Annotated in this window: 19 protein-coding genes; all 19 read left to right on the top strand. The window is 34.7% G+C overall.

Annotated features, from left to right (window positions below; genetic code table 11):
• The 19 genes from ACFPM4_RS18945 (at nucleotide 1) to rph (ending at nucleotide 23411) form a co-directional block, all read left to right on the top strand.
• Nucleotides 1-1437, top strand: a complete 1437-nt coding sequence (locus ACFPM4_RS18945) for a LutB/LldF family L-lactate oxidation iron-sulfur protein (protein WP_382355267.1) — start codon at nucleotides 1-3, stop codon at nucleotides 1435-1437.
• Complete coding sequence (locus ACFPM4_RS18940) at nucleotides 1427-2143, top strand: LutC/YkgG family protein (protein ID WP_382355264.1); 717 nt, start codon at nucleotides 1427-1429, stop codon at nucleotides 2141-2143. Before ACFPM4_RS18945 ends, ACFPM4_RS18940 begins: the two co-directional genes overlap by 11 nt.
• A 106-nt stretch (nucleotides 2144-2249) precedes the next feature.
• A complete protein-coding gene (locus ACFPM4_RS18935; protein ID WP_144928832.1) occupies nucleotides 2250-2882 on the top strand; it encodes a bifunctional 4-hydroxy-2-oxoglutarate aldolase/2-dehydro-3-deoxy-phosphogluconate aldolase in 633 nt (210 codons plus the stop codon).
• Between the two features lie 3 nt (nucleotides 2883-2885).
• On the top strand, nucleotides 2886-3878 hold the full coding sequence (locus ACFPM4_RS18930; protein ID WP_382355260.1) for a sugar kinase: 993 nt from the start codon (nucleotides 2886-2888) through the stop codon (nucleotides 3876-3878).
• Between the two features lie 78 nt (nucleotides 3879-3956).
• Nucleotides 3957-4721 (top strand): sugar phosphate isomerase/epimerase family protein, encoded by a 765-nt coding sequence (locus tag ACFPM4_RS18925; RefSeq protein ID WP_144928836.1) that lies wholly within the window; start codon nucleotides 3957-3959, stop codon nucleotides 4719-4721.
• 432 nt (nucleotides 4722-5153) lie between these two features.
• A complete protein-coding gene (locus ACFPM4_RS18920; protein ID WP_382355256.1) occupies nucleotides 5154-6515 on the top strand; it encodes an ABC transporter substrate-binding protein in 1362 nt (453 codons plus the stop codon).
• Nucleotides 6516-6737: 222 nt separating this feature from the next.
• Nucleotides 6738-7802, top strand: coding sequence for a GntR family transcriptional regulator (locus tag ACFPM4_RS18915; RefSeq protein ID WP_382355253.1), 1065 nt, complete (start codon nucleotides 6738-6740; stop codon nucleotides 7800-7802).
• Between the two features lie 197 nt (nucleotides 7803-7999).
• A complete protein-coding gene (locus ACFPM4_RS18910) occupies nucleotides 8000-9358 on the top strand; it encodes an ABC transporter substrate-binding protein (RefSeq protein ID WP_382355250.1) in 1359 nt (452 codons plus the stop codon).
• A 473-nt stretch (nucleotides 9359-9831) separates the two neighbouring features.
• Nucleotides 9832-11151, top strand: a complete 1320-nt coding sequence (locus tag ACFPM4_RS18905; RefSeq protein ID WP_382355247.1) for an ABC transporter substrate-binding protein — start codon at nucleotides 9832-9834, stop codon at nucleotides 11149-11151.
• A 125-nt stretch (nucleotides 11152-11276) separates the two neighbouring features.
• Complete coding sequence (locus ACFPM4_RS18900; RefSeq protein ID WP_382355341.1) at nucleotides 11277-12182, top strand: carbohydrate ABC transporter permease; 906 nt, start codon at nucleotides 11277-11279, stop codon at nucleotides 12180-12182.
• 12 nt (nucleotides 12183-12194) lie between these two features.
• Nucleotides 12195-13031, top strand: coding sequence for a carbohydrate ABC transporter permease (locus ACFPM4_RS18895; RefSeq protein WP_382355244.1), 837 nt, complete (start codon nucleotides 12195-12197; stop codon nucleotides 13029-13031).
• 333 nt (nucleotides 13032-13364) lie between these two features.
• Nucleotides 13365-15716 carry a family 43 glycosylhydrolase gene (locus tag ACFPM4_RS18890; RefSeq protein WP_382355241.1) on the top strand — a complete coding sequence of 784 codons (2352 nt, stop codon included), beginning with the start codon at nucleotides 13365-13367 and terminating at the stop codon, nucleotides 15714-15716.
• Between the two features lie 149 nt (nucleotides 15717-15865).
• Entirely contained in the window at nucleotides 15866-17626 is a 1761-nt protein-coding gene (locus tag ACFPM4_RS18885; RefSeq protein WP_144921249.1) for a glycoside hydrolase family 2 protein, read from the top strand.
• 82 nt (nucleotides 17627-17708) lie between these two features.
• Entirely contained in the window at nucleotides 17709-18659 is a 951-nt protein-coding gene (locus tag ACFPM4_RS18880) for a glycoside hydrolase family 43 protein (RefSeq protein ID WP_382355236.1), read from the top strand.
• Between the two features lie 94 nt (nucleotides 18660-18753).
• On the top strand, nucleotides 18754-19725 hold the full coding sequence (locus tag ACFPM4_RS18875; RefSeq protein WP_144921253.1) for a Gfo/Idh/MocA family protein: 972 nt from the start codon (nucleotides 18754-18756) through the stop codon (nucleotides 19723-19725).
• A 356-nt stretch (nucleotides 19726-20081) separates the two neighbouring features.
• Entirely contained in the window at nucleotides 20082-20540 is a 459-nt protein-coding gene (locus ACFPM4_RS18870; RefSeq protein ID WP_382355232.1) for a MarR family winged helix-turn-helix transcriptional regulator, read from the top strand.
• 7 nt (nucleotides 20541-20547) lie between these two features.
• Entirely contained in the window at nucleotides 20548-21372 is an 825-nt protein-coding gene (gene racE, locus ACFPM4_RS18865) for a glutamate racemase (RefSeq protein WP_382355229.1), read from the top strand.
• Nucleotides 21373-21500: 128 nt separating this feature from the next.
• Nucleotides 21501-22568, top strand: a complete 1068-nt coding sequence (locus tag ACFPM4_RS18860; protein WP_382355226.1) for a GerMN domain-containing protein — start codon at nucleotides 21501-21503, stop codon at nucleotides 22566-22568.
• Nucleotides 22569-22655: 87 nt separating this feature from the next.
• On the top strand, nucleotides 22656-23411 hold the full coding sequence (rph, locus tag ACFPM4_RS18855; RefSeq protein WP_382355224.1) for a ribonuclease PH: 756 nt from the start codon (nucleotides 22656-22658) through the stop codon (nucleotides 23409-23411).
• Nucleotides 23412-23413 lie beyond the last annotated feature (2 nt).

Genomic DNA, 23413 nt, shown 5'->3' with positions numbered 1-23413 from the left:
ATGCCAATGAAAATTAGTGATAAAGACTTCTTTCAGCGTGTAGATAAAGGTATTCATGATGGGTTTTTAAGATCTGCAATGGTTTCTGCACAAGAGCGATTGAAAAATAGAAAACACGATGCCGAAATCGAGATAGGAAATTGGGAAGAATGGCGAGATTTAGCAGAGGAAATCCGAAAACATACATTGGAAAACATCGATTATTATTTAGAACAGCTTGCAAATAATGTTGTTTCTGAAGGTGGGCATGTCTACTTTGCTTCTACTGGTGAGGATGCAAATAATTACATTACTAATATTGTAAAAGAAAAACAGGCTAAAAAAATAATAAAATCTAAATCTATGGTAACAGAGGAGATAAGCTTAAACCAAGCGCTTGAGGTTGTTGGATGTAAAGTAATCGAGTCAGATTTAGGGGAATATATTTTGCAATTGGATAACCATGACCCACCATCTCACATAGTGGCTCCAGCATTACATAAAAATAAGGAGCAAATTAGAGATACATTCAAAGATAAAAAAGGATATACGAAGTCATCCAAACCAGAAGAGTTAGCTCTATTTGCAAGAGAACAATTACGGAATGAATTTTTTGAAGCAGATATTGGTATTACTGGATGTAATTTTGCAGTGGCAGAATCAGGAGCAATAACATTAGTAACGAATGAGGGAAATGCAAGACTTGTTACTACTCTACCAAAAACGCAAATTACAGTAATGGGTATGGAGAGGATTGTACCTACATGGGAAGAACTTGATATTTTAGTAAGCATGCTCTGCCGAAGTGCTGTTGGCCAAAAATTAACAAGTTATATTACATGCTTAACTGGTCCAAGAGATAATGATGAGGTTGATGGGCCGGAAGAGTTTCATTTAGTAATCGTGGATAATGGACGTTCCAAATTACTTGGTACGGAATTTCAATCGGCTCTCCAATGTATACGTTGTGCGGCATGTATCAATGTTTGTCCAATTTATCGCCATATAGGTGGTCACTCATACGGTTCTATTTATCCAGGTCCAATAGGAGCCGTCCTTTCACCTCTTTTAGGAGGCTATGATGACTATAAGGAACTACCATTTGCATCAAGTCTATGTGGGGCATGTACAGAAGCTTGTCCGGTAAAGATACCTTTACACGATTTACTCATAAAACATCGAAGAAACATGGTGGAAGAAGAAGAAAGAAGTAGTTTTGGCGAAAAGTTAGCAATGAAGGGGTTTTCCTTAGCGGCTAGCAATCCACTATTTTATCAATTGGGCTCAAAAGTTGCACCAACTGTCATGGGACCACTAGTGAAAGAAGGAAAAATTAAGAAAGGACCAGGACCGATCAAACCATGGACAGATATTCGAGATTTCCCTGAACCTAGTAAAGAAACATTCAGAGATTGGTTTAAGCAACGAGAGAAAGGTAGTGACTTTCATGAGAGCTAGCACCAATATTCACCATAAAGATAGTTTTTTAGATAATATTGCGAAACAGTTAGGACGTCCTAGAAGAACACAAATTGAACAGCCAGTTTGGAAAAATCAACCACAACTAGACCTCTTAAAAGATGTAACAGAAAACCAATTAATAGAATTATTAAAGGAACAGGCTGAAAAAATTCATACTGAAGTAGTTTTTGCGTCAATCGAAACACTACCATCTGTTTTGGATCGCATTTTAGAACATTTACAAAGTAAATCAATTGTTAGTTGGGATGATAAACGATTAGAAGAATTTGGACTTCCATTATTTTTTGAAGGAGCTATATTTAAAGGTTTAGATGTTCATATATGGGACCCTGCTATTGGACAAAAAAATATCGAATTTGCAGAGAAAGCAGATATTGGAATAACGTTCTCAGACATTACTTTAGCTGAATCTGCTTCCGTAGTACTCTTAAGTGACAAAGGAAAAGCTAGATCAGTTAGTTTACTTCCTAAAATCCATGTAGCTATCATTCCAAAGAGCAGTATTGTACCTAGAATGACACAAGCGATGCAACACATTAAACGGTTGGAAGAGCAAGGAAGGAAGCCATCATGTATTAATATTATTTCTGGTCCAAGCAATAGTGCTGACATTGAAATGAATTTAGTTGTAGGAGTACATGGACCATTAAAAGCAATCTATATAATAATAGACGATGCATAAATCGAATATTTTATTGTAAGTGACGATATTGATATACTATAGTGTAAGCGGTTGTTTTTGTTGCTTTTATGCAGTACGATTATTTTTATTTGGAGGTGTATACTAGTTGAATCTAATAGAATTAGTGAAAGAAGAAAAGATTGTAGCAATCGTAAGAGGAATTAAGCAGGAAGATAGTTTAGCGACAGTAGAAGCTCTAGTAGAAGGTGGAATTCGCCTAATTGAGGTAACGATGAATACAGAAGGAGTTTTGGAGATAATCCAACAATGGCGAAAACGATTTGAAAATGAAAATGTATACATTGGTGCTGGTACCGTTTTAGATACGGAAATGGCCCAAGCTGCAATTGATGCGGGTGCACAATTTCTCGTTACACCGAATTTAGATGAGGACGTTGTAAAATTAGCAATAGAACAAGAAATAGATATCATTCCAGGAGTGATGACCCCAACCGAAATTGTAAAAGCCGTGAAAGCTGGTGCAAAAGTAGTTAAGTTGTTCCCAGCCGGAACACTTGGAGTTAAATATATTAAAGAGATAAAAGGACCACTATCTCATGTTCCAATACTAGCAACAGGAGGAGTAAACCTCGATAATATAAATGAATTTTTAGAGCAAGACATTGTTGGTGTTGGATTAGGTGGTAGTTTAGTGAAGAAGGATATGCTAGAAAATAAAAACTTTAAAGCACTAACTGAATTAGCAAGAAAGTACGTCACTGCTGCAAAGGGTGTATAGGGAATGGTAGATGTTGTTACAATTGGCGAAAGCATGATTTTATTTCAGTCACTAAATGATAGTTCTATTCAATATTCACCGTTATTTACTAAATCAGTTGCGGGTGCAGAGTCCAATGTAGCTATCGGACTTACCAGACTTGGTAAAAAGGTTAGATGGATAAGCAAAGTAGGGGACGATGCCTTTGGTAAATATTTGTTAGCAACATTAGCAGGAGAGCAAGTGGATGTTTCAAATTGTATCATTGCAGATAATGAACCGACAGCAATTTATTTTAAGGACTTTAAAGCTTCGCAGGATCCAATCGTTTACTATTATCGAAAGGGATCTGCAGCAAGTAAATTAAATAAAAATGATATACAGCCAGAGTGGTTTCATAATACTCGCCATTTACATGTAACAGGTATTACGCCTGCTTTAAGTAATGATAGTGCTGAAATGATCATTGAAGCTATGAAAGTAGCTAAGAGAAACCATATGACCATTTCGTTTGATCCTAATATTCGTAGAAAACTCTGGACTGAAGAAGAGGCAAAAAGCACCATTCAGAAAATGATTCCTTTATGTGATATTTTTATGCCGGGGTTAGAAGAATGTGAATTTCTATTCGGAAAAAAATCTACTGATGAATATGGCGAATTACTGCTTAATATGGGGCCGAGATTAATTTTACTTAAATGCGGTGCAGATGGTGCAATGGCATATACATCAGAGTATATGATTCATAAAAAGGGAGTTTTTGTGGAAAATATAGTCGACACAGTTGGTGCTGGTGATGCATTTGCCACTGGAAGTTTATCTATTATATTAGATTTACAAAATATCGATATGGAACTAAATAATACTACAAAGATTAAATCTGTGATTGCTAATGCCTTAGAAAGAGGTAATAGATTAGGTGCCTTAGCGATTCAATTTAAAGGTGATTGGGAAGGGCTACCGACTTTAAATGAACTAACTGCAATCGAGCATGGAGAGTCAGTTATTACTAGATAAACACAAGAAAATAGTGCATACTGAAGATGTAAAATATATTTACATTATAAAAATGTTCTACATCAAGGAGGAGAAATAATGTCAAATATTCCTGTAGCAGTACAAATGTTTACTTTAAGAGAAGAAGCAGATAAAGATTTTGAAGGTACATTAAGAAAAGTTGCAGAAATTGGTTATAATGGTGTTGAATTTGCAGGATACGGTGGATTACCTGTTGAAAAAGTAAGGGCTTTACTAGACGAACTTGGTTTGAAAGCAGCATCTAGTCATGTAGGACTTGATGAGTTGAAAAACAATCTTCCTAAAGTAATTGAAGATCAAAAGATATTAGGCAGTAAGTATATCGTATGTCCTTATTTAACGGAGGAACAAAGGTCAGAAGAGTTCTATCAATCACTCATCTCATTTTTAAATGAAGCTGGAGAAGCGTGCCGTAAAGAAGGTATCACTCTTTGCTATCATAATCATGATTTTGAACTAGAACCACTTTCTGATGGAAGATCTGCATTGGAAGCAATTTTTGATGATGTTAATGCCGATTATGTACATACTGAATTTGATGTATATTGGCTTACAAAAGCTGGTCAAAATCCAGTTGAATGGATTAAGCGCTATGACGGTAGAACACCTCTAGTACATTTAAAAGATATGACAACAGATGACGAGAAATTCTTTGCAGAACTTGGTACTGGTGGAGTGGATATTGAAGCAATCTTAAACATTGGTGAAGAAGCTAATGTAGAGTGGTGGGTTGTAGAACAAGATGTAAGCCGTAAAACTCCTTTAGAAAGTATTGAGATTAGCTTTAATTACTTAAAGGAAAAACTTCCATATTTGAAATAACAAAATGGAATAAACCGAGCTATCCAATAAGTCATTCATTTGACTAATTGGATAGCTCTTTGTTTTTCCCCAAAATGCGTCGGCTACATATTCATTATCATGTTTTTTTATTTAAAATGGTGTTAGGAATATTTTGGTGATGACAGCAGGATTATTTACATACATATAAGTTGTAAGTAGTAGGTCATATAATAAATTTAATATTAAGTTACAGAACTTTTATACTATATTTAGTATATGAAATTAGGAGGACTCGAGGTAATAATGTAATTGTAAGCACTTACATTTCAGTTGGCATAAATAGTAATAGTATCTTCCAGAGAACTGAAAAAAATGAAATTTTTTCTTGGGGGTGAAGATAACTACTAGTTTGTAAAAGGTAAAAAACGAACTATTTTAGGATTACTATTTTATGTACAGGGGGGAAATGAATTGAATAAAAAAACATTAGCATTTATGATGTTGTTAATTTTTGTGCTTATTTTTGCTGCGTGTTCCAAGAAGGATGCAGGTGGAAATTCTAATAATGGAAAAAATAATGAAAAAGAAGAAGAGCCATTATTTGAGATTGATTCTAGTTTAGAAGGGGAGATTAGCTTCTGGACATGGACCCCTGATATTTATGAAAAAGTGGTAGAAGGGTTTAATAAAGATTATCCAAATATTAAAGTAAATGTAATCGGATTAGAATTTGGTCCATTACATGATCAGTTACAAACAACACTTGCTGCAGGTACAGGAGCACCTGATGTAGCACAAGTTGAACAAGGGCAATTCCCAAGATATTCAACAAGTGACTTGTTAGAAGATTTATTACAGCCTCCTTATAATGCACAGGAGTATCGTGAATATGTTTCAGAATATAACTGGGAACGCTGGAAATCAGTCGATGGTAAAAGATTAGTAGGTCTTCCTTGGGATGTAACACCAGGTGTGTTCTATTACCGTGAAGATATATATGAAGCGATGGGTTTACCTAGTGATCCAGAAGAATTAGGCGATTTCTTACAAAGTAGCGAAAATTTATTAGATGCTGCTCAAACATTAGCGGCAAACGATATTTATATGTACGATTGGCGCGACCTTCCAGCCGTTCAATATGGTGACGCCATTGGTTATTTTGATTCCAATTATAATTGGACTAGAAATAATGATAAAATGGCAGAACTAGTTGATATTGTAAAACAAGGTATTCAAATAGGCTGGGCACCGCAATTAAGTGGTTTAGGTTCTGATGAAGGTAAACAATTAATGAAGCAAGGGAAAATTGCCTCATTAACAATGGGAAGTTGGGGAGCTCGTGATATTGAAGCTGTATTACCTGAGCAAGCTGGAAAATGGAGAGCAACAAGAATGCCTTTAGACGTAAATGTTGGTTTGGGTGGATCATCCTTTGTTATGCCATCTCAAGGCGAGAATAAGGAGTTAGCTTGGGCATTTATGGAGTGGATGGTACTTTCTGAAGATGCATGGAAAGCATTTGTTGAACATTCCGTACAGCCTTCTTATTCACACATCGTTTCCTTGCCATGGTATCAAGAGCTTACAAATGATTACTTAGGTGGACAACAAGATTATAAGTTTTATAGCTCCCTTGATCCAAATATCCCAGTTAGACGCCTAACTCCACTAGATGGAACTGGATGGCATCATTACATTACTGGGTTAAATGAAGCGATAGATAAAAATATTGACTCAAAAACTATCTTAAATCAAATCGAAGAAAACGCAATGAAGGAACTAGCATCAGAAATAGAAAAACTAAAAGAAGAAATGAATGCAGCATTAGAGTAATACAATAATTGAACCTCCTTGGAAAGGAGACTAAATAACAGGGACTGTTCGATAAGTCCCAAAATGAACCAAGTGGAGAAAACGACTGTTTTCTCCACTTTTTTATTATATTTTTTAGTGCGTCCCGGAAATTAATAATCTTACTAAAATGGTTTTATTTTTCTTTTATATTATAAATAGTATATACTTAGTATTAAATATATTAGGTATGGAGTGTTTAGAATGAAGAAGGAGCCATTATATCAACAAATACAAAATATTATAAAAGAACAGATTCAATCAGGTAAATTGCGATTAGGAGATCGAGTTCCCTCTGAAAAAGAGTTAATGGAAGAGTTTCATGTAAGTCAAATTACAACGAAAAATGCACTTACTGGACTAGCAGAAGAAGGAATTGTGGTTCGTATTAAAGGGAAAGGTACATTTGTTGCAGAGAGTGATTTATTAAAATCACAACAACATTATAGACAGGAATCTAACGGACTTATTGGATTAATATTGCCTACAATGAAAACGAAAGTAGAGCAAGAGTTAGTGAATTACATAGAAAAGTATACTTCGCAGAAAGGATACCAACTATTAATTAAGATAACTCGAGAATCACAGTTTGAAGAAGCAGATGCAATTGAAATGTTTCAAGGAATTGGTGTAAAAGGAATGATTATATTTCCGACCGAGAAGGAAACATATAATGAAGCAATTCTACGCCTAACATTAGATAAATTTCCACTCGTATTAGTCGATAGGTATCTTGAAAATATACGTACATATAGTGTTTCTTCAGATAACAGAAAAGGAACGTTTACAGCAATTTCACACTTACTAGATAAAGGGCATACACACATAGGATTAATATCACCAATCATAACGAATACCGTTACAGAAGAAAGAACGAAAGGTTTTGAAGACGCTTTTATAAAAAATGATATAATGGTGAACAAAAAGCTTTGGTTATTTCTTAATTTTAACAATATTTGTTTTGATAAAACTCCAGATATTATAAAGGAATTTTTAATGGAAAACCCTAATATAACTTCCCTTTTTGTTATGAATGCTGAATTAGCAATTTACACATATGAAGCTATTCAGGCAATTAATAAAGAAAGTAATCGACATATCGAGCTAATATCTTTTGATTCACCTGGAATAATTGGATCCTCCTATATTGAACAAGATATAGATGAATGTAGCAAACAAACAATTAATTTATTAGTAGAACAAATCGATGGGGGCTATAATCCAAAAAGAATATTTGTTCCAGTTAGACTAAAAGTAGAAAATAAATAAAAAACATGGTACGTTTTATACTAAAATTAGTATATATTTCACATCATAGTATAGTGAATAATATAAAATGAAAACACTTACACCTAGGTTTTGCATAAAATATTTTTGCTTGCATAGAAATTCATAGTTTAGGGGGAATTTTTATAAGATTGCTAGATTAAAGCTTTTATTTTTTATCTTTTATAGGGGGAAAATCAATGAATAAAAAATTATTTACATTAATGTTTTTAGTTTTTGTACTTATTATTGCTGGTTGTTCTAGTAAGGGAACGAATAAAGAAACTGGCAATGAGAATGAAAAGGAAAAAGAAAAAGAAGCTATATTTGAGATTGATAAGGATTTAGAAGGGGAAGTAAGTTTTTGGACATGGTCACCAGATATACATGAAGAAGTTGTAGCGGAATTTAATAAAGAATATCCGAATATTAAAGTGAATGTAATCGGCCTTGACTTTGGTAAATTACATGACCAATTGCAGACTACCCTTGCTGCAGGCTCTGGTGCTCCAGACATAGCACAAGTAGAACAAGGGCAATTTCCTCGCTATTCAACAGGTGATTTAGTAGAGGATTTATTACAACCTCCATATAATGCAGAGAAATTCAAACAATATCTTTCAGATTATAACTGGGAACGTTGGATGTCTGTAGATGGAAAAAGGTTACTAGGGATGCCTTGGGATGTAACTTCAGGAGTATTCTATTATCGAGCAGATATATATGAAGAAATGGGATTACCAAGTGATCCTGAAGATTTAGGAGAATTTTTACAAGATAAGCAAAACTTATTAGATGCAGCACAGACACTAGCTGCAAATGATATTTACATGTATGATTGGCGCGATTTACCTGCAGTTCAATATGGGGACGCTTTAGGTTACTTTGATTCTGAATACAACTGGACTCGTAATACAGAAAAAATGGCAGAGCTAGTTGATGTCGTAAAACAAGGTATTCAAATTGGTTGGGCACCTCAATTAAGTGGTCTAGGTTCGGATGAAGGAAAGCAATTAATGAAACAAGGGAAGATCGCTTCACTTGCGCTTGGAAGTTACGGAGCTCGTGATTTAGAAGCAGTATTACCAGAACAAGCTGGTAAATGGCGTGCAACTAAAATGCCACTAGGTGTAAATGTAGGGCTTGGAGGATCATCTTTCGTTATTCCATCACAAGGAGAAAACAAAGATGTCGCTTGGGCATTCTTACAATGGATGACTCTATCAGAAGAAGCTTGGAAAGTATTTATTAAGCACTCTGTTCAACCTTCTCATTCACATATTACATCATTGCCATGGTACCAAGAGTACGAGAGTGAATATTTAGGTGGTCAACAAGATTATAAGCTTTATAGTGAAATTGAGAAACAAATTCCTGTAAGACGTTTAACTCCGCTTGATGGAATTGGTTGGGAACATTATATTACTGGGCTAAATGAAGCGGTTGATAAGAATATCGATTCGAAAACAATCCTAAATCAGATTGAAGAAAATGCGATGAAAGAGCTTGCGTCTGAAATTGAAAAATTGAAAGAAGAAATGAATGCAGCATTAGAATAAAATTACAAGGTTTGCTCCTTTGGTATTGTGTATACCAGAGAGCAAACCTTTTTTATTTTAAATTTTTAAATTAGTATGAACTTAATATAATTAATAATAACTTAGATTAAGATAATATGATTTAATAGTAGAAAAAGGAAGAAATCAGTCTCTATTAAATGAATAACGATATAAAAAAAGAGTAAATTTAAACTAAAATGTTTCGTGTAAACGATCGGATTCTACTATGATTAGATAACATGGCTTGACATAAACACTTGATAATATTGCAATTGTAACCACTTAGAAATATGTTATTATTGAAATCTTTGTATTTCTTTACAAAGAATAATAAATAGTATAACTTTTGAGTATTAATTCTAACCAAAGTAATAAAAGTATATTTTATACTAATTATAGTATACAACAGCATGACCCTTTTTTGTAAAATCTAAATTGAAAGCACTTACAAAGAAGAAGGGGAGGAAGTTGAAATGAAAAAAATGTCAAAATGGATGTTAGCATTATTTTTAGTTGTTTTTGCATTTATTACAGGCTGTAGCAAAGATTCTTCAGGAGACGATGACGGGAAAATAGTTTTATCTTTTATGGGGCATGGGAATCCGGATGAAAAGAAAATCTTTGAATCTGTTATCAAGTCATTTGAAGAAACATATGACAATGTAAAGGTGAATTATACTAGTGTTCCACCAGGTGAATATGCACAAAGACTTTCAACATTAATAGCTTCCGGTAAACACCCAGACGTATACTATGCAGCTGGACCAGAGTTTGCGAGATTTGTTGCTGCTGACCAATTGTTGAATTTACAGCCATATTTGGATTCAACAGACATTTTTGATCCTGATAATGTTTGGGAGCAGGCACTAAATCGTTATCGATTTAATGGAAACACTGTAGGTGAAGGAGATTTGTATGGATTACCTAAAGACGTAGGACCGTGGGCTTTAGCTTATAATAAGAATTTATTTGATGAAGCAGACGTAGATTACCCACCTGCAGATCTTACAAACTGGACTTGGAATGAATTAATTGAGACTGCAAAAAAATTGACGAAAGATACAAATGGCGATGGAAGAACGGACCAATACGGTATTGCAGGCTTTCCTTTGGAAAATGCTGTCTGGGCAAATGGTGCTGATTATGTAGATTATGAAACTGGTGAAATAAAAATTGATAGTCCGGAATTTATAGAGGCAATGCAGTTTGTTGTTGATTTAAATCATAAGCATGGTGTATCCCCTTCCCAAGAGGCAGAACAAGCGCAAAATTCTTATACTAGGTTTGTCTCCGGTGGAGTGGCAATGTTTCCAATGGGGCCTTGGGACCAACCTGCTTTCTGGGAATTGCCTTTTGAGTGGGACCTGGCTACTTGGCCTGCTAGTCCAAATACTGGAAATACAGCAACGTGGTTAGGATCAATGGGATTTGTTGTCTCAAAAAAAACAAAACATCCGGATGAGGCTTTTGCGCTAGCATCTTATTTATCATTAGATGAAAATGGACAAAGACAATTTATGGAACTAGGACAACAAGTTCCTAATTTAAAGGATTTAACAGAGAATGAGTTTTTAAAAATGGATAAATCTCCAGAAAACAGACAAGAATTTATAGATATCATTCAAGATTATGGGCATCCAAACCTTGGTTGGAGATCTCCAGATACAAAATGGTTAGACACATTTAATGAAGAGGCTTCTAAAGTGTGGAATGGAGAAGTAACTGTTAAAGACTGGGTTAAGGAAATGAAACCTAAGCTAGAAGAATTATATAAAAAAGGGAATTTGGATTGATGATAGTAAAATAATAGAAGCATAATCTAGTAGATAATATTCTACTAGATTATGCCAATAAAAACCTAAAGCAATAATTAGGAGGGGTGGATTTGAGTTTAGAAGTTGAAAGGGCAGAAAAAATCTTGAAGAAGACAAGTTTTTCCTCCATACCAACCTTTAGAAAAAAGGAAATATTGCTAGCATATCTTTTTGTTGCTTCCCCCATTATTGGATTTATTTTGTTTGGTTTTATTCCCACTGTTTGGTCAATCGGACTAAGTTTTACAGAGTGGGATTTATTATCTCCTCCTAAATATATTGGGGTAGAAAATTATAAAGAATTATTACAGGATGAAAAAGTATATAAGTCTATATTTAATACTTTATATTTAATGCTTGGAGTTCCAATTGGAATGATTATTTCCTTAATTTTAGCTGTGATGATGAATAGGAAAATTATGGGGTCTTCAGCGTTTAGGGCGATATACTATATACCGGTTATTTCTCCAATAATTGCAGTTTCATTGGTTTGGCAATGGATCTTTAACTATGATTTTGGACTTTTAAATAACCTGTTATGGGATTGGTTTGGTATTGAAGGTCCGAATTGGTTAGGTGATGCCTCTTGGGTTAAACCGTCTTTAATTATTATTGGAGTTTGGAGTGGAGTAGGAAGCACGATGATTCTCTACTTAGCTGGTCTTCAATCAATCCCAACATCTTATTACGAGGCTGCCGATGTTGACGGTGCAAATATATTCCAAAAATTTTTCCGCATTACATTACCTTTATTAACACCAATACACTTTTTTGTCATTGTTATGGGGGTAATCGGAGCTTTTCAGTCATTTAGCCAAATCTACATTTTAGCTGGTGATGGTGGTCCAGAATATAGTGCTGCAACGATAGTATTCAATATCTTCCAGAATGGGTTTGATTATTACAATATGGGTTATGCTAGTGCGACTGCATGGATTCTTGGTGTTATCGTATTTGTGGTTACTTTAATCCAATTTAAACTATCAAAACGCTGGGTTTATGAAGGATAAGGGGGGATTACTATGCGTAGAGAAAAAATATTAAATGCATGGGCATTTCTTTTATTGTTGCTAGGAACTGCAATCATGTTGGGGCCATTTATCTGGTCTATTTCGACATCGTTAAAAGATCAAAGAAATGTATTTCAAATACCACCCAAATGGATTCCTGACCCATTTACATTTAAAAATTATGTGGACGTTTGGGATGAAGTACCATTATTAAGTGGAATGCTCAACTCGGCAATAATTGTAGTTCTAGTATTGGTTATCGGTATCTTCACCTCTACAATGGCTGCATATGCTTTTGCTAAAATTAATTTCCCATTTAAGGAACCGATATTTTTAGCGCTCTTAGGTACCATGATGATTCCGTACGCTGTTGTAATGATTCCACAATTCATTATGTTTTCTAAATTGGATTGGGTGGATACATTACTACCATTAATAGTACCTGGTTTGTTTGGGAATATTGTCATCATATTTTTCCTCAGACAATTTTTGCAAAGTGCTCTGCCAGATGAATTAATTGAAGCAGCGAAAATTGACGGAAGTGGATTTTTCCACACCTTTTTTAAAATCGTTATTCCAACTGCAAAGCCAGCTATTGCTGCACAAGCAGCACTCAGTTTTATGGGGATATGGAATGACTTCTTAGGACCCTTGATTTATCTGCATTCACCTGAAAAGCAAACAATTCAGGTTGTTATTGCACAAATGCAGGCGTTATATATGGGTTCATCTAATTACCCATTAATACTTGCTGCATCGATAATATCTATGGTTCCTTGTATTATTATCTTCTTGTTCTGTCAAAAATATTTTGTTCAATCTCTAGCGATCACAGGTATTAAAGGGTAGTAACATATATTTCATCATTCATATTCTGAAACTTAATGGTTTCATGAAGAAATATGGATACTAAATTAATATTTTAAATAATAGATACATCGCTCTCCGAAGGGGGAGCTATTTTTTATTAAATAGATAGTAAAGAAAAGTATATTTTATACTAATTATAGTATATAAAACTTATTGGCATTTTACTAAGATTTATATGAAAGCACTTACTTCGTGATCTATTAAAACATATAGGGGTTGTTCAAAATGAGCTTAAATAAATGGTCACAAATAATAATATTTTTATCTATGTTGCTTATTTTGAGTAGCTGCCAACAGGTGGAGGAGGCAAAGGTGGACATTAAAATAGATACTAATGCAACTTATTCTAATCCTTTTCAACTTCCAGATGAATGGTCAGACTATGGGCTTGGTGATCCATATGTATTGCGACATAATGGAATGTATTATTTATACGTCAGCACGAAAGATAATCGGCCTGGAATTAAAGGCTGGAGTTCTGAGGATTTAGTTAATTGGAAGTATGAAGGTATGGTAACAGAGGATGAACGTACAACATCAGCATATGCTCCAGAGGTTGTATATTGGAATGGAATGTTTTATATGTACACGTCTCCTGCAGGAAATGGGCATTATGTGTTAAGTAGTGATAGCCCTACTGGTCCTTTTGAAATTAAGACAGAAAACCTAGGGATGACGATTGATGGGTCTGTTTTTATTGATGATGATGGTTCTTGGTATTTTACGCGAGCGGGAGACAAAGGGATTGTTGGTCATCAAATGAAGGATCCATTTACATTTGAATTCCCTATAAATACGAACCTCTTTTTAGGTCATTGGACTGAAGGATCAATGATAATTAAAAAGAATGATAGATATTATATGACATATACAGGGAATCATGTTTTCAGTAAAGGTTATCGGATTAATTATGCTGTTTCTGAGAAAAATCCTTTGTCAGGGTATGAAATTCCTGATCATAATCCGATTATTATTAATACAACAGATGATTTCGTAGGTCTAGGTCACAATTCAATTGTTATGGGGCCAAATTTAGATTCATATTATGTTGTCTATCATAATCTTGTTGGTAGTTCGGCGGAAGGTCCTCCAGTTCGACAAATGAACATTGATAGATTCGTATTTAATGGAAAGAAGATGGATGTATTAGGTCCTACTAATTATGCAGTTCCAAATCCAGAAAGACCGGATTATGAACAAAGGTGGACAAATGAACATCAACCGACTTTTAATAAACTATCTAATTCAGAAGAAGCATTGTTCCTGAGTGGTTCTAGTACAGAAACTTATTTTACAGCGGAGTTTAACTTTTCTTTAATAAATCCAATAGAAAATGCAAGATTCAAAATACTATTTTCATATGAAGATGAATCTAATTATGGATACGCCTCCATAAATCAGAAAGAGAAGGAAATAGAAGTTTTTCAAGTTAGTGAAGGAATAGAACAGTTAATGGATTCAAATTCTTTTCCTGAGGAGTTTGATTTTACAAAACTTCATACAGTAAGAGTGGAAAATAAAGAAACTGAGACGGTAATATTTTTGGATGGAATGAAAAAGGTTGTTGTATCAGAAAGTGGCTTTGGAAATGGAGAAATTGGTTATGTAATAGAGAATGTTGAAGTGAACATTGGCTATACAGCATTTTCTAATCATGTCGATAGTTCAAGCGACTTTGAAGTATATAAGCCGATTCCAGGTACTATTGAGGCAGTACACTACTTAGAGGAAGAAAAGCGCGGGTTTTATGTAAAAGAACAGACGGAAAAAAACGTCTATCGTAGTAAAGTTCCGATTCAATTACTCGATAGCGGGGCATATTCTGTATCGCTTCATAATAAAGGTGATTGGCTTAAATATAAAGTGAATGTAAAAGAATCAGGATTATACGGTGTCTCAGCAATAATTAATCCGAAATCTTTTAAAAAGAATGCAAAAATTGAAATGTCCATAGACGATGAAAAACCAGTAAAAGCAAAAGTTTCAAAAGCTGATCTAGTTGAGGAATCTACTTTAATGAAGGTAAGTTTGGGCACAATCGATTTAAAAGAAGGATTTCATGTATTTAAATTCTTACTTGATGGTGGAGAAATAGAGTTTGAACAATTGGAATTTTATAAAGTAACAGAGGAAGAAGAAGAAATTAAAAATGGATTGAAAAATATTAAAGTAGAGGATATTCACGGTAATTGGACTGGTTCTGACGGGATTTTGATATCTAATAGTGGGGAAGATATGAAATTGTACACCGGCGACACTAGTTGGTCAGATATGGATGTAGAGCTAACTTTTGAAATTACAAATAATCTTATGTCGGAAGCGGGATTACTTTTTAGAGTTACAAATGAATCAACTCATCCACATCAAGTACAGGATTCGTTAATGGGTTACTATGTTTCTGTTAATGGAAGAAATATAACATTAAAGAAATTAAATTATGATACAACCATTTTAACATCGGAATCGGCTGATATAGAATTTGGAAAAGAACAGCGTTTACGAGTTAAAGTAGTCAAAAATAAGATCGATGTCTTCTTAAACGGTGAAAAGAATCCAATTATTTCATATGAAGACCCAAATGCATTCATGGTTGGAAAAGTAGGTGTACGATCCGAATATTCAGAAGTGAACTTCAAAAACCTTCTTATTCGGACATTAAAATAGTTGTAAATCAATACTTATTCTTAATGTTGGCAATATGTTGATTGGAACTGAGGGTAAGCAACTTTTATGGATTTCGCTAGCAGGGGGTACCTACAGTAGAACCAACAATCAACATTTATATAAAAAATAGTATAAGGGAGAATTACAAAATGACAAACAACACAATTCCAAGAAAAGAATATCCAAGACCACAATTTGAACGTCAAGACTGGGTGAATCTAAATGGTGAATGGGAATTTGCCTTTGATAAAGATAACATTGGAGAAAAAGAAAAATGGTTCAATAAGGATAAACTAAATCAAAAAATTATCGTTCCTTTTACGTATGAAACAGAAGCTAGTGGAATTGGAGAAGAAGAATTTTGTGCTAATATTTGGTACCAAAAGGAAGTAACAGTACCTACTGAATTTGAAAATAAGCGTATTATTCTTCATTTTCAAGCAGCGGACTACATTACAAAATTATGGGTTAATGGCCAATATGTTGGTAAACACAAAGGTGGCCAAATTGCATTTTCTTTTGATATTACAAAATATCTTTCAGCAGACAGAAAATTAAACATAGTAGTTAAGAATGAAGACAGTTTCAGTTGTGCACAACCACGCGGAAAACAAAGATGGCTTCCTGAAAATTTCGGTTGCTGGTATGTGCAGACAACAGGTATTTGGCAAACTGTTTGGTTAGAATTTCTTAATGAAGCAAATTTAGAGTCTGTAAAAATTACGCCAGATATTGATACTGAATCCGTAGAATTCAATTTAGAGTTTTCTGAAGATGTATTACAACCAAATCTTGTGCTAAAAACAGAAATTTCCTTTGAAAATCGTATCGTAAAAGAATTTGAGGTGGGAATAAATCGCACTCTCCATACAGTGAAAACAGATATTGCTAGCGAATACTTCCATTGGAAAATAATGCAATGGTCACCGCATCACCCTAATTTATATGATGTGAAATTCACGTTATATAAAGATGGAAAGGCAGTAGATGAAGTTCAGTCTTATTTTGGAATGAGAAAAGTGTCTATTGAAAATGGAAATGTGTTATTAAATAATACTCCAATCTATCAAAGACTTTTATTGGATCAAGGATATTGGAAGGAAAGTCATTTAACTCCTCCTTCAGAGGATGCAATTTTAGAAGATATTGATAGAACACTAGAAATGGGCTTTAACGGTGTTCGGAAGCATATGAAGGTAGAAGACCAACGTTTCCTATATTGGGCTGATAAGAAGGGACTATTAGTTTGGTCAGAAATGGCAGCAACGTATGAATTCTCAGATGAAGCAGTTCAAAACTTCACCGAAGAATGGATGGAAGTAGTAAAACAACAATATAATCACCCATCTATCATTACGTGGACTCCATTCAATGAATCTTGGGGTGTTAAAAATATTTATACAGACGTAAAACAACAAAAGTTCACAGAAGCTATTTACTATTTAACAAAGGCGTTTGATAGCATGCGTCCTGTTATTGTAAATGATGGTTGGGAACATACTATCTCTGATATCATTACTCTTCATGATTATGTGGAGTATGGAGATGAATTTACAGAACGTTATCAAGATAAGGAAACAGTTCTTAATAACTCCATTGCATTTAATAAGGGAAAACATGCGATGGCTCAAGGTTACGAATATAAAGGTCAGCCTGTTATTGTTAGTGAATATGGAGGTATCGCATTCAATAGTGAAGAAGGATGGGGTTACGGCAATCAGGTGAAAAATGAAGAAGAATTCCTTCACCGCTATGAATCAATTACACAAGCAATTAAGGATATGAAATATATATCAGGTTTCTGCTATACGCAAATAACCGATGTACAGCAAGAAGTAAATGGACTACTTACAGAAGATAGAAAGCCAAAAATTGATTTAGAGAAAATCAAGAAAATTAATTTACAATAACTCTTTTAAAAGAAACTGCTTGGAAAACAGAAATTAAACCAAGCAGTTTTCCTTTCCATTAATCAATTTAGGAGGTTTTATCGTGTCAACAAAAGTATTTCAAAATCCATTATTAAACCCAGGGCCAGATCCATGGATTTATCATCATACGGATGGTATGTATTATTTGATGGTAACGAAAAGAAATAAATTAGTTTTACAGCGAAATACAGCTCTCAGTAAAGTAGCGCAAGGAGAAGAAAAAACAATTTGGTTACCTAGTGAGACAGATTATTTTAAAGCGAATTTTTGGGCACCAGAACTACATTATATCGAAAATAAATGGTATGTATATTTTACTGCTAATGATGGTGGCGGAGATGACACTAGAAGAGTACTAGTGATTGAAAATAGTAATGAAGATCCATATGTTGGGGACTGGGAATTAAAAGGTGTAATTAATACAGAGCGACCAGGATTAGATGGTTCTGTATTTTATCATAAAGAACAATTATATTTCCTTTATGCAGGCTATGGGCACTTTCCGGATTATGGTTCAGCTATTTATATTGCTGCAATGGAGAATCCTTGGACATTAAAAGGAGAAGAAGTACTTTTGACAAAACCGGAATATGACTGGGAGAAACAAGGAGGGATGGCAATTAATGAAGGCCCTGTTATCTTGAAACGCAACGAAAAATTGTTTCTTGTATATTCTGCAAGCACAACATGGTCCGATGATTATAGCCTTGGGATGCTAACAATAAATGAGGATGACGATGTGTTAGATGTTAATGCTTGGTCTAAATCACCAAAACCTGTTTTTAGTAAGAATGTGGAGCAAGGTGTGTATGGTCCTGGACATAATAGTTTTACAACATCCCCGGATCGAACGGAAGATTGGATTGTGTATCATGCGTTCACAAATGGTGGGGAAAATAACCCGGAACGTAGTTTGAGAATACAGGCGTTTTCTTGGAATGAAGATGGAACGCCTAATTTTGGTAGACCTATAGGATTAGCAAATGATATACCAGTTCCTTCCGGAGAATGATAGTTAAATTTATAGTAATAAAGGAATATATTGAAGTATTGTCGAATATTAATGATAGAATTTAATTAATATTCATCTGGAGAGGTTGGTTGTTATGAGTGAAAAAATTCGGATTGGAATGATAGGAACCGGAGGCATATCCCATTGGCATGCTAGACAATTAAAAGAGTTGGATAATGTGGAGATTATTGCAATTGCTGATCCTAACCAACAAAGTAAAGATAAAATAGTCGCTGATATAGGTTTAGCCAATGTAAAGCAATTTTCTGATTATCAGGATATGTTTCAACATGTTCAATTAGATGCAGTAGTAATATGTTCTCCACATACATTGCATTTTCAACAGGCAATTGATTCATTAAATAATGGCTGTCATGTCTTAATTGAAAAACCAATGGCATGTTCAGAATATGAAGCTCAACAAATGATCAATACTGCTAAACATTTAGGGAAAGTATTGCAAGTTTCATATCAACGTCATTTTCAACCTGATTTTCTGTTTATCCGTGATGCGATTGCAGATGGATTAATTGGTAATTTAACATCCGTAACTGCTTCCTTATATCAAGATTGGGGTTACCTAACAACAGGTTCATGGAGACAAAATCCTGCACTTTCAGGTGGAGGAATGTTGATGGATTCCGGTAGCCATATTTTAGATGTTCTCCTTTGGACGACTGGATTAAAGCCTGTTGAAGTAAGCGCTCAAATACAAAAACATAATGCTGCTGTGGAATTGGATTCCTTCACATCGATAAGATTTGAAAATGATGTGATTGCTGGTGTAAATATTGTAGGTAATGCTCCGTGCTGGCATGAAACATATGTGTTCTGTGGCGAAAAAGGTGGTATCTTCTTCGATAATGGTAATATTACTGTTCGACTAATAGGAGAGGAACCATATACTCCAAAACTTCCAAAACAAACGACAAATCAAGATAAAAGTTTCATAGATGCTATAGTAGGGAAGCATGAAGTACTAGTTCCTGGTGAATTTGCCAAGCAAGTAGTGAAGCTAACTGAAATGATTTATCAAGCAGCAGATTATAAACCAACTGGAAAATAAATCTGTATGTGAATCCGAATAATGGTATTTTAACTATACCGCTTCGGAAATACACTACGCTTTCCACGGGCTTAGAAAAGTGAAAATTCATATCCGATGTGAACGCAGTTAGAATAATAACCCGAACTATCTTGAGTTTTATCAAATGATAGTTCGGGTTTTTAATTCGACTATTTTCTTTTGTCCCAGTTTCTTTTTACTTAACATGTTGGATGTTTTATGATGTCAAAAAAACATGCGGAATTTCAGCTTTCTTTTTCAAGAAATATGGCAAATTTATTCCTTTATGCTTAAATTTCTTGAAATTTTACAGGAAAAAGGAGAAAATGCTATAAAAGGATAGGGAGTTGCTTTAGATGATATTAGATGAAAAGCTCCTTCAGCATGATGATATAGTAGTAGCGGAATTAGAAAAAGACCTCCGATACATAGCTGCTATTATTAAGCAGAAGGGTCGCGAGTTGTTGGCAGATTATACGATTACACCTCCACAATTTGTAGCTCTACAATGGTTATTTGAAGAAGGAAATATGACGATAGGGGACTTGTCTCAAAAGATGTATCTTGCCTTTAGTACGACAACTGATTTGATTGATCGGATGGAGAAAAAAGAACTTGTCACACGTATGAAAGATCCGAATGATCGTCGCGTAGTCAGAATTCAATTGTTAGAAAAAGGTGAAAAAATAATAGATGAAGTTATCAAAAAACGCCAAAAATATTTACAAGATATTTTAGGAGATTATTCAGCAGATGAAGTAATTTTGTTGAAAGATAATTTATCTAAGCTCCATCAACAAATGCGGAAAGAATGAGGCGGAAATGTTAGAACAGGCAATCGGTGTTATTGACTCAGGAGTAGGCGGGCTAACAGTTGCGAAAGAAATAATGAGGCAAATGCCCAATGAAATAATCTATTATGTAGGTGATACAGCTCGTTGTCCATATGGTCCTAGACCAAAACATGAAGTGCGAAAATTCACCTTACAAATGGCAGGCTTTTTAATGAATCGTAATATTAAAATGCTTGTTGTTGCATGTAATACAGCAACTGCAGTTGTACTAGAAGAATTGAAATCATTTCTTCCAATACCCGTTATCGGTGTTATTTCTCCTGGGTCAAGAGCAGCACTAAAAGCAACAGAAAATGGAAAAATAGGTATTTTAGGTACAATTGGAACCATTAATAGTAAGGCATATGTACGTGAGCTAACACTTATTAATCACCAAGTTGAAGTAATACAATTAGCATGTCCTAAATTTGTTTCGATTGTTGAAAGTTTTGAATATCAAAGTGCTATAGCCAAAAGGGTAGTAGAAGAAACTCTACAACCAATTGTCGGTAGCGGTATTGATACACTTGTATTAGGATGTACTCATTATCCTCTATTAGGACCTCTCATCGAAAATGTAATGGGACCTAATGTGAAAGTTATTAGTTCTGGTGAAGAAACCGCACAAGAGGTTAGTGCTATATTACAATTCCAAAATATGTTAAATACCACTACAACTTCACCAAAACATATTTTTTATACGACCGGTTCTCCGAAGCTTTTTAAGCAAATTGCGTATGATTGGTTGAATATAAAAGATATTCAAGTAGATATAGCTCATTTAGCAAGCTTAGATAAAGAATTTGAAAAATAGCTCTCCTTCTGGAGGCTATTTTTATTTTATTTATAGATAAGAAATTTACAAAACTTTCTTCTTTCCGGTCTATTCCGAATCGATAGCTCGTATACATTTAGTACAAACTGTCTTAGGAGGGGTACGAAATGTCAAAATATACTAGGATCGCTATTACTACAGCAGCTGTACTTGCAACGAGTGTGTTTTTATCAGGCTGTGGTTTATTCGGTAAAGATAAAGAGGCTTTGGATCCACCGCCAAAACAAAATGTATCACATTTGGATGAAAATGAAGACCTCGATTCTTTAACAGATACGGAAACATCTGGAGAAGAACAAGTAGAAGCAGTCATGACAGATCTTTACTTAATTGATAAGAATGGGCTAGTAGTAGGTCAATCATTACCGTTACCAAAAACGAATAGTGTTGCAAAGCAGGCTTTGGAGTATTTAGTGGCAGATGGAAAGATATCTGATATTTTACCTAATGGTTTCCGTACTGTATTACCTGCAGGTACAAATGTTGATGTTGATATTCAAGATGGTAAAGCAATTGTAGACTTTTCGGAGGAATTTAAAAACTACCAAGCAAGTGATGAACAAAAAATTCTCCAAGCTGTAACATGGACGTTAACTCAATTTGATACAGTTGATTCTGTTGAATTAAGGGTGAATGGATACCCTCTAACGGAAATGCCTGTTGGAGGAACGCCAATTAGCGAGGATGGATTAACACGTGCAGATGGTATCAATACAGGATTTGCTGATGTAGTGGATGTAACGAATACGCGTCCACTTACTGTCTACTATTTAGCACAAGGCCTTGATAATTATTACTATGTACCAGTTACAACTCGTGTATCAAACTTAGAAGAAGATAATATCAAAGCTGTAATTGACCAGTTAGTTGAAGGTCCTACGATAGAAGCTTCATTAATGACTGTATTAGATGGTGATGCATTGTTGTTAGACGACCCGACGATTAAGGACGGAGTTGTTACACTTAACTTTAATGAGGAAATTCTCGGAAACAGTGAGACAAAAGAGATTTCTACTGAAACATTACAATCACTCGTCCTTTCTTTAACGGAACAGGCTGGAATTGAAAGTGTCGCTGTCATGGTTAATGGAGATGGAGGACTTGTGAACGAAGATGGGGAAGAACTGACAGAACCAGTTACCCGTCCTGAAAAAGTGAACACAGGTAGTTTTTAATTGTGAAAATTTGATATACTATAATACAAAGAGAAGAGGTTGGCCATTGCCGCCTCTTTTCCGTTTTTCAGTAGAGGGAGGAAGTCTATGCGATTTGATGGTAGAGACTCACATGAGTTAAGAAATGTACAAATTGAAACAAATTATTTAAAACATCCAGAAGGGTCTGTGTTAATTTCAGTTGGTGACACGAAGGTTATTTGTACAGCTAGTATTGAGGATCGTGTCCCTCCATTCATGCGTGGTGAAGGCAAGGGATGGATAACAGCTGAATATTCCATGCTTCCTCGCGCTACAGAAACTCGAAATATTCGAGAATCGTCCAAAGGAAAAGTTTCTGGTCGCACGATGGAAATTCAAAGATTAATTGGTAGAGCATTGCGTGCAGTTGTTGATTTAGAAGTCATAGGAGAACGAACAGTTTGGATTGATTGTGATGTTATCCAAGCAGATGGAGGCACTCGTACTGCTTCGATTACAGGTGCATTCGTAGCTATGTCGATGGCATTACATCAGCTCTATATCGAGAAAAAATTAAAAGCATATCCAGTAAGAGACTTCTTAGCTGCTACAAGTGTAGGGATATTAGAAGAAGTAGGGGTCATATTGGATTTGAATTATGTAGAAGATAGTTCTGCATTAGTTGATATGAATGTTGTCATGACTGGAGTAGGGGAGTTTGTTGAATTACAAGGAACTGGTGAAGAATCAACGTTTAGCGCTACACAGCTTCAAGAAATGCTTGCTCTAGCAAATGACGGACTAAAAGAATTGATGAACATTCAAAAAGAAGTGCTTGGTGCCGATATTACTAATCAAATCGAGCAAAAAAGTGGAGAATAACG

It is taken from the genome of Lederbergia graminis, from assembly GCF_042655485.1.
Classification (GTDB): domain Bacteria; phylum Bacillota; class Bacilli; order Bacillales; family Bacillaceae_C; genus Lederbergia; species Lederbergia graminis.
The sequence above is the reverse complement of the archived record's forward strand: the minus strand, read 5'-3'. Positions and strand labels throughout refer to the sequence as shown.

Bases quoted from the DNA above. Each gene is read 5' to 3' on its own strand.
- ACFPM4_RS18945 (WP_382355267.1), top strand. From the start codon at position 1: ATGCCAATGAAAATTAGTGATAAAGACTTCTTTCAGCGTGTAGATAAA.
- ACFPM4_RS18915 (WP_382355253.1), top strand. From the start codon at position 6,738: ATGAAGAAGGAGCCATTATATCAACAAATACAAAATATTATAAAAGAA.
- ACFPM4_RS18905 (WP_382355247.1), top strand. From the start codon at position 9,832: ATGAAAAAAATGTCAAAATGGATGTTAGCATTATTTTTAGTTGTTTTT.
- rph (WP_382355224.1), top strand. From the start codon at position 22,656: ATGCGATTTGATGGTAGAGACTCACATGAGTTAAGAAATGTACAAATT.
- ACFPM4_RS18870 (WP_382355232.1), top strand. From the start codon at position 20,082: ATGATATTAGATGAAAAGCTCCTTCAGCATGATGATATAGTAGTAGCG.
- racE (WP_382355229.1), top strand. From the start codon at position 20,548: ATGTTAGAACAGGCAATCGGTGTTATTGACTCAGGAGTAGGCGGGCTA.
- ACFPM4_RS18885 (WP_144921249.1), top strand. From the start codon at position 15,866: ATGACAAACAACACAATTCCAAGAAAAGAATATCCAAGACCACAATTT.
- ACFPM4_RS18925 (WP_144928836.1), top strand. From the start codon at position 3,957: ATGTCAAATATTCCTGTAGCAGTACAAATGTTTACTTTAAGAGAAGAA.
- ACFPM4_RS18940 (WP_382355264.1), top strand. From the start codon at position 1,427: ATGAGAGCTAGCACCAATATTCACCATAAAGATAGTTTTTTAGATAAT.
- ACFPM4_RS18875 (WP_144921253.1), top strand. From the start codon at position 18,754: ATGAGTGAAAAAATTCGGATTGGAATGATAGGAACCGGAGGCATATCC.
- ACFPM4_RS18860 (WP_382355226.1), top strand. From the start codon at position 21,501: ATGTCAAAATATACTAGGATCGCTATTACTACAGCAGCTGTACTTGCA.
- ACFPM4_RS18895 (WP_382355244.1), top strand. From the start codon at position 12,195: ATGCGTAGAGAAAAAATATTAAATGCATGGGCATTTCTTTTATTGTTG.
- ACFPM4_RS18910 (WP_382355250.1), top strand. From the start codon at position 8,000: ATGAATAAAAAATTATTTACATTAATGTTTTTAGTTTTTGTACTTATT.
- ACFPM4_RS18930 (WP_382355260.1), top strand. From the start codon at position 2,886: ATGGTAGATGTTGTTACAATTGGCGAAAGCATGATTTTATTTCAGTCA.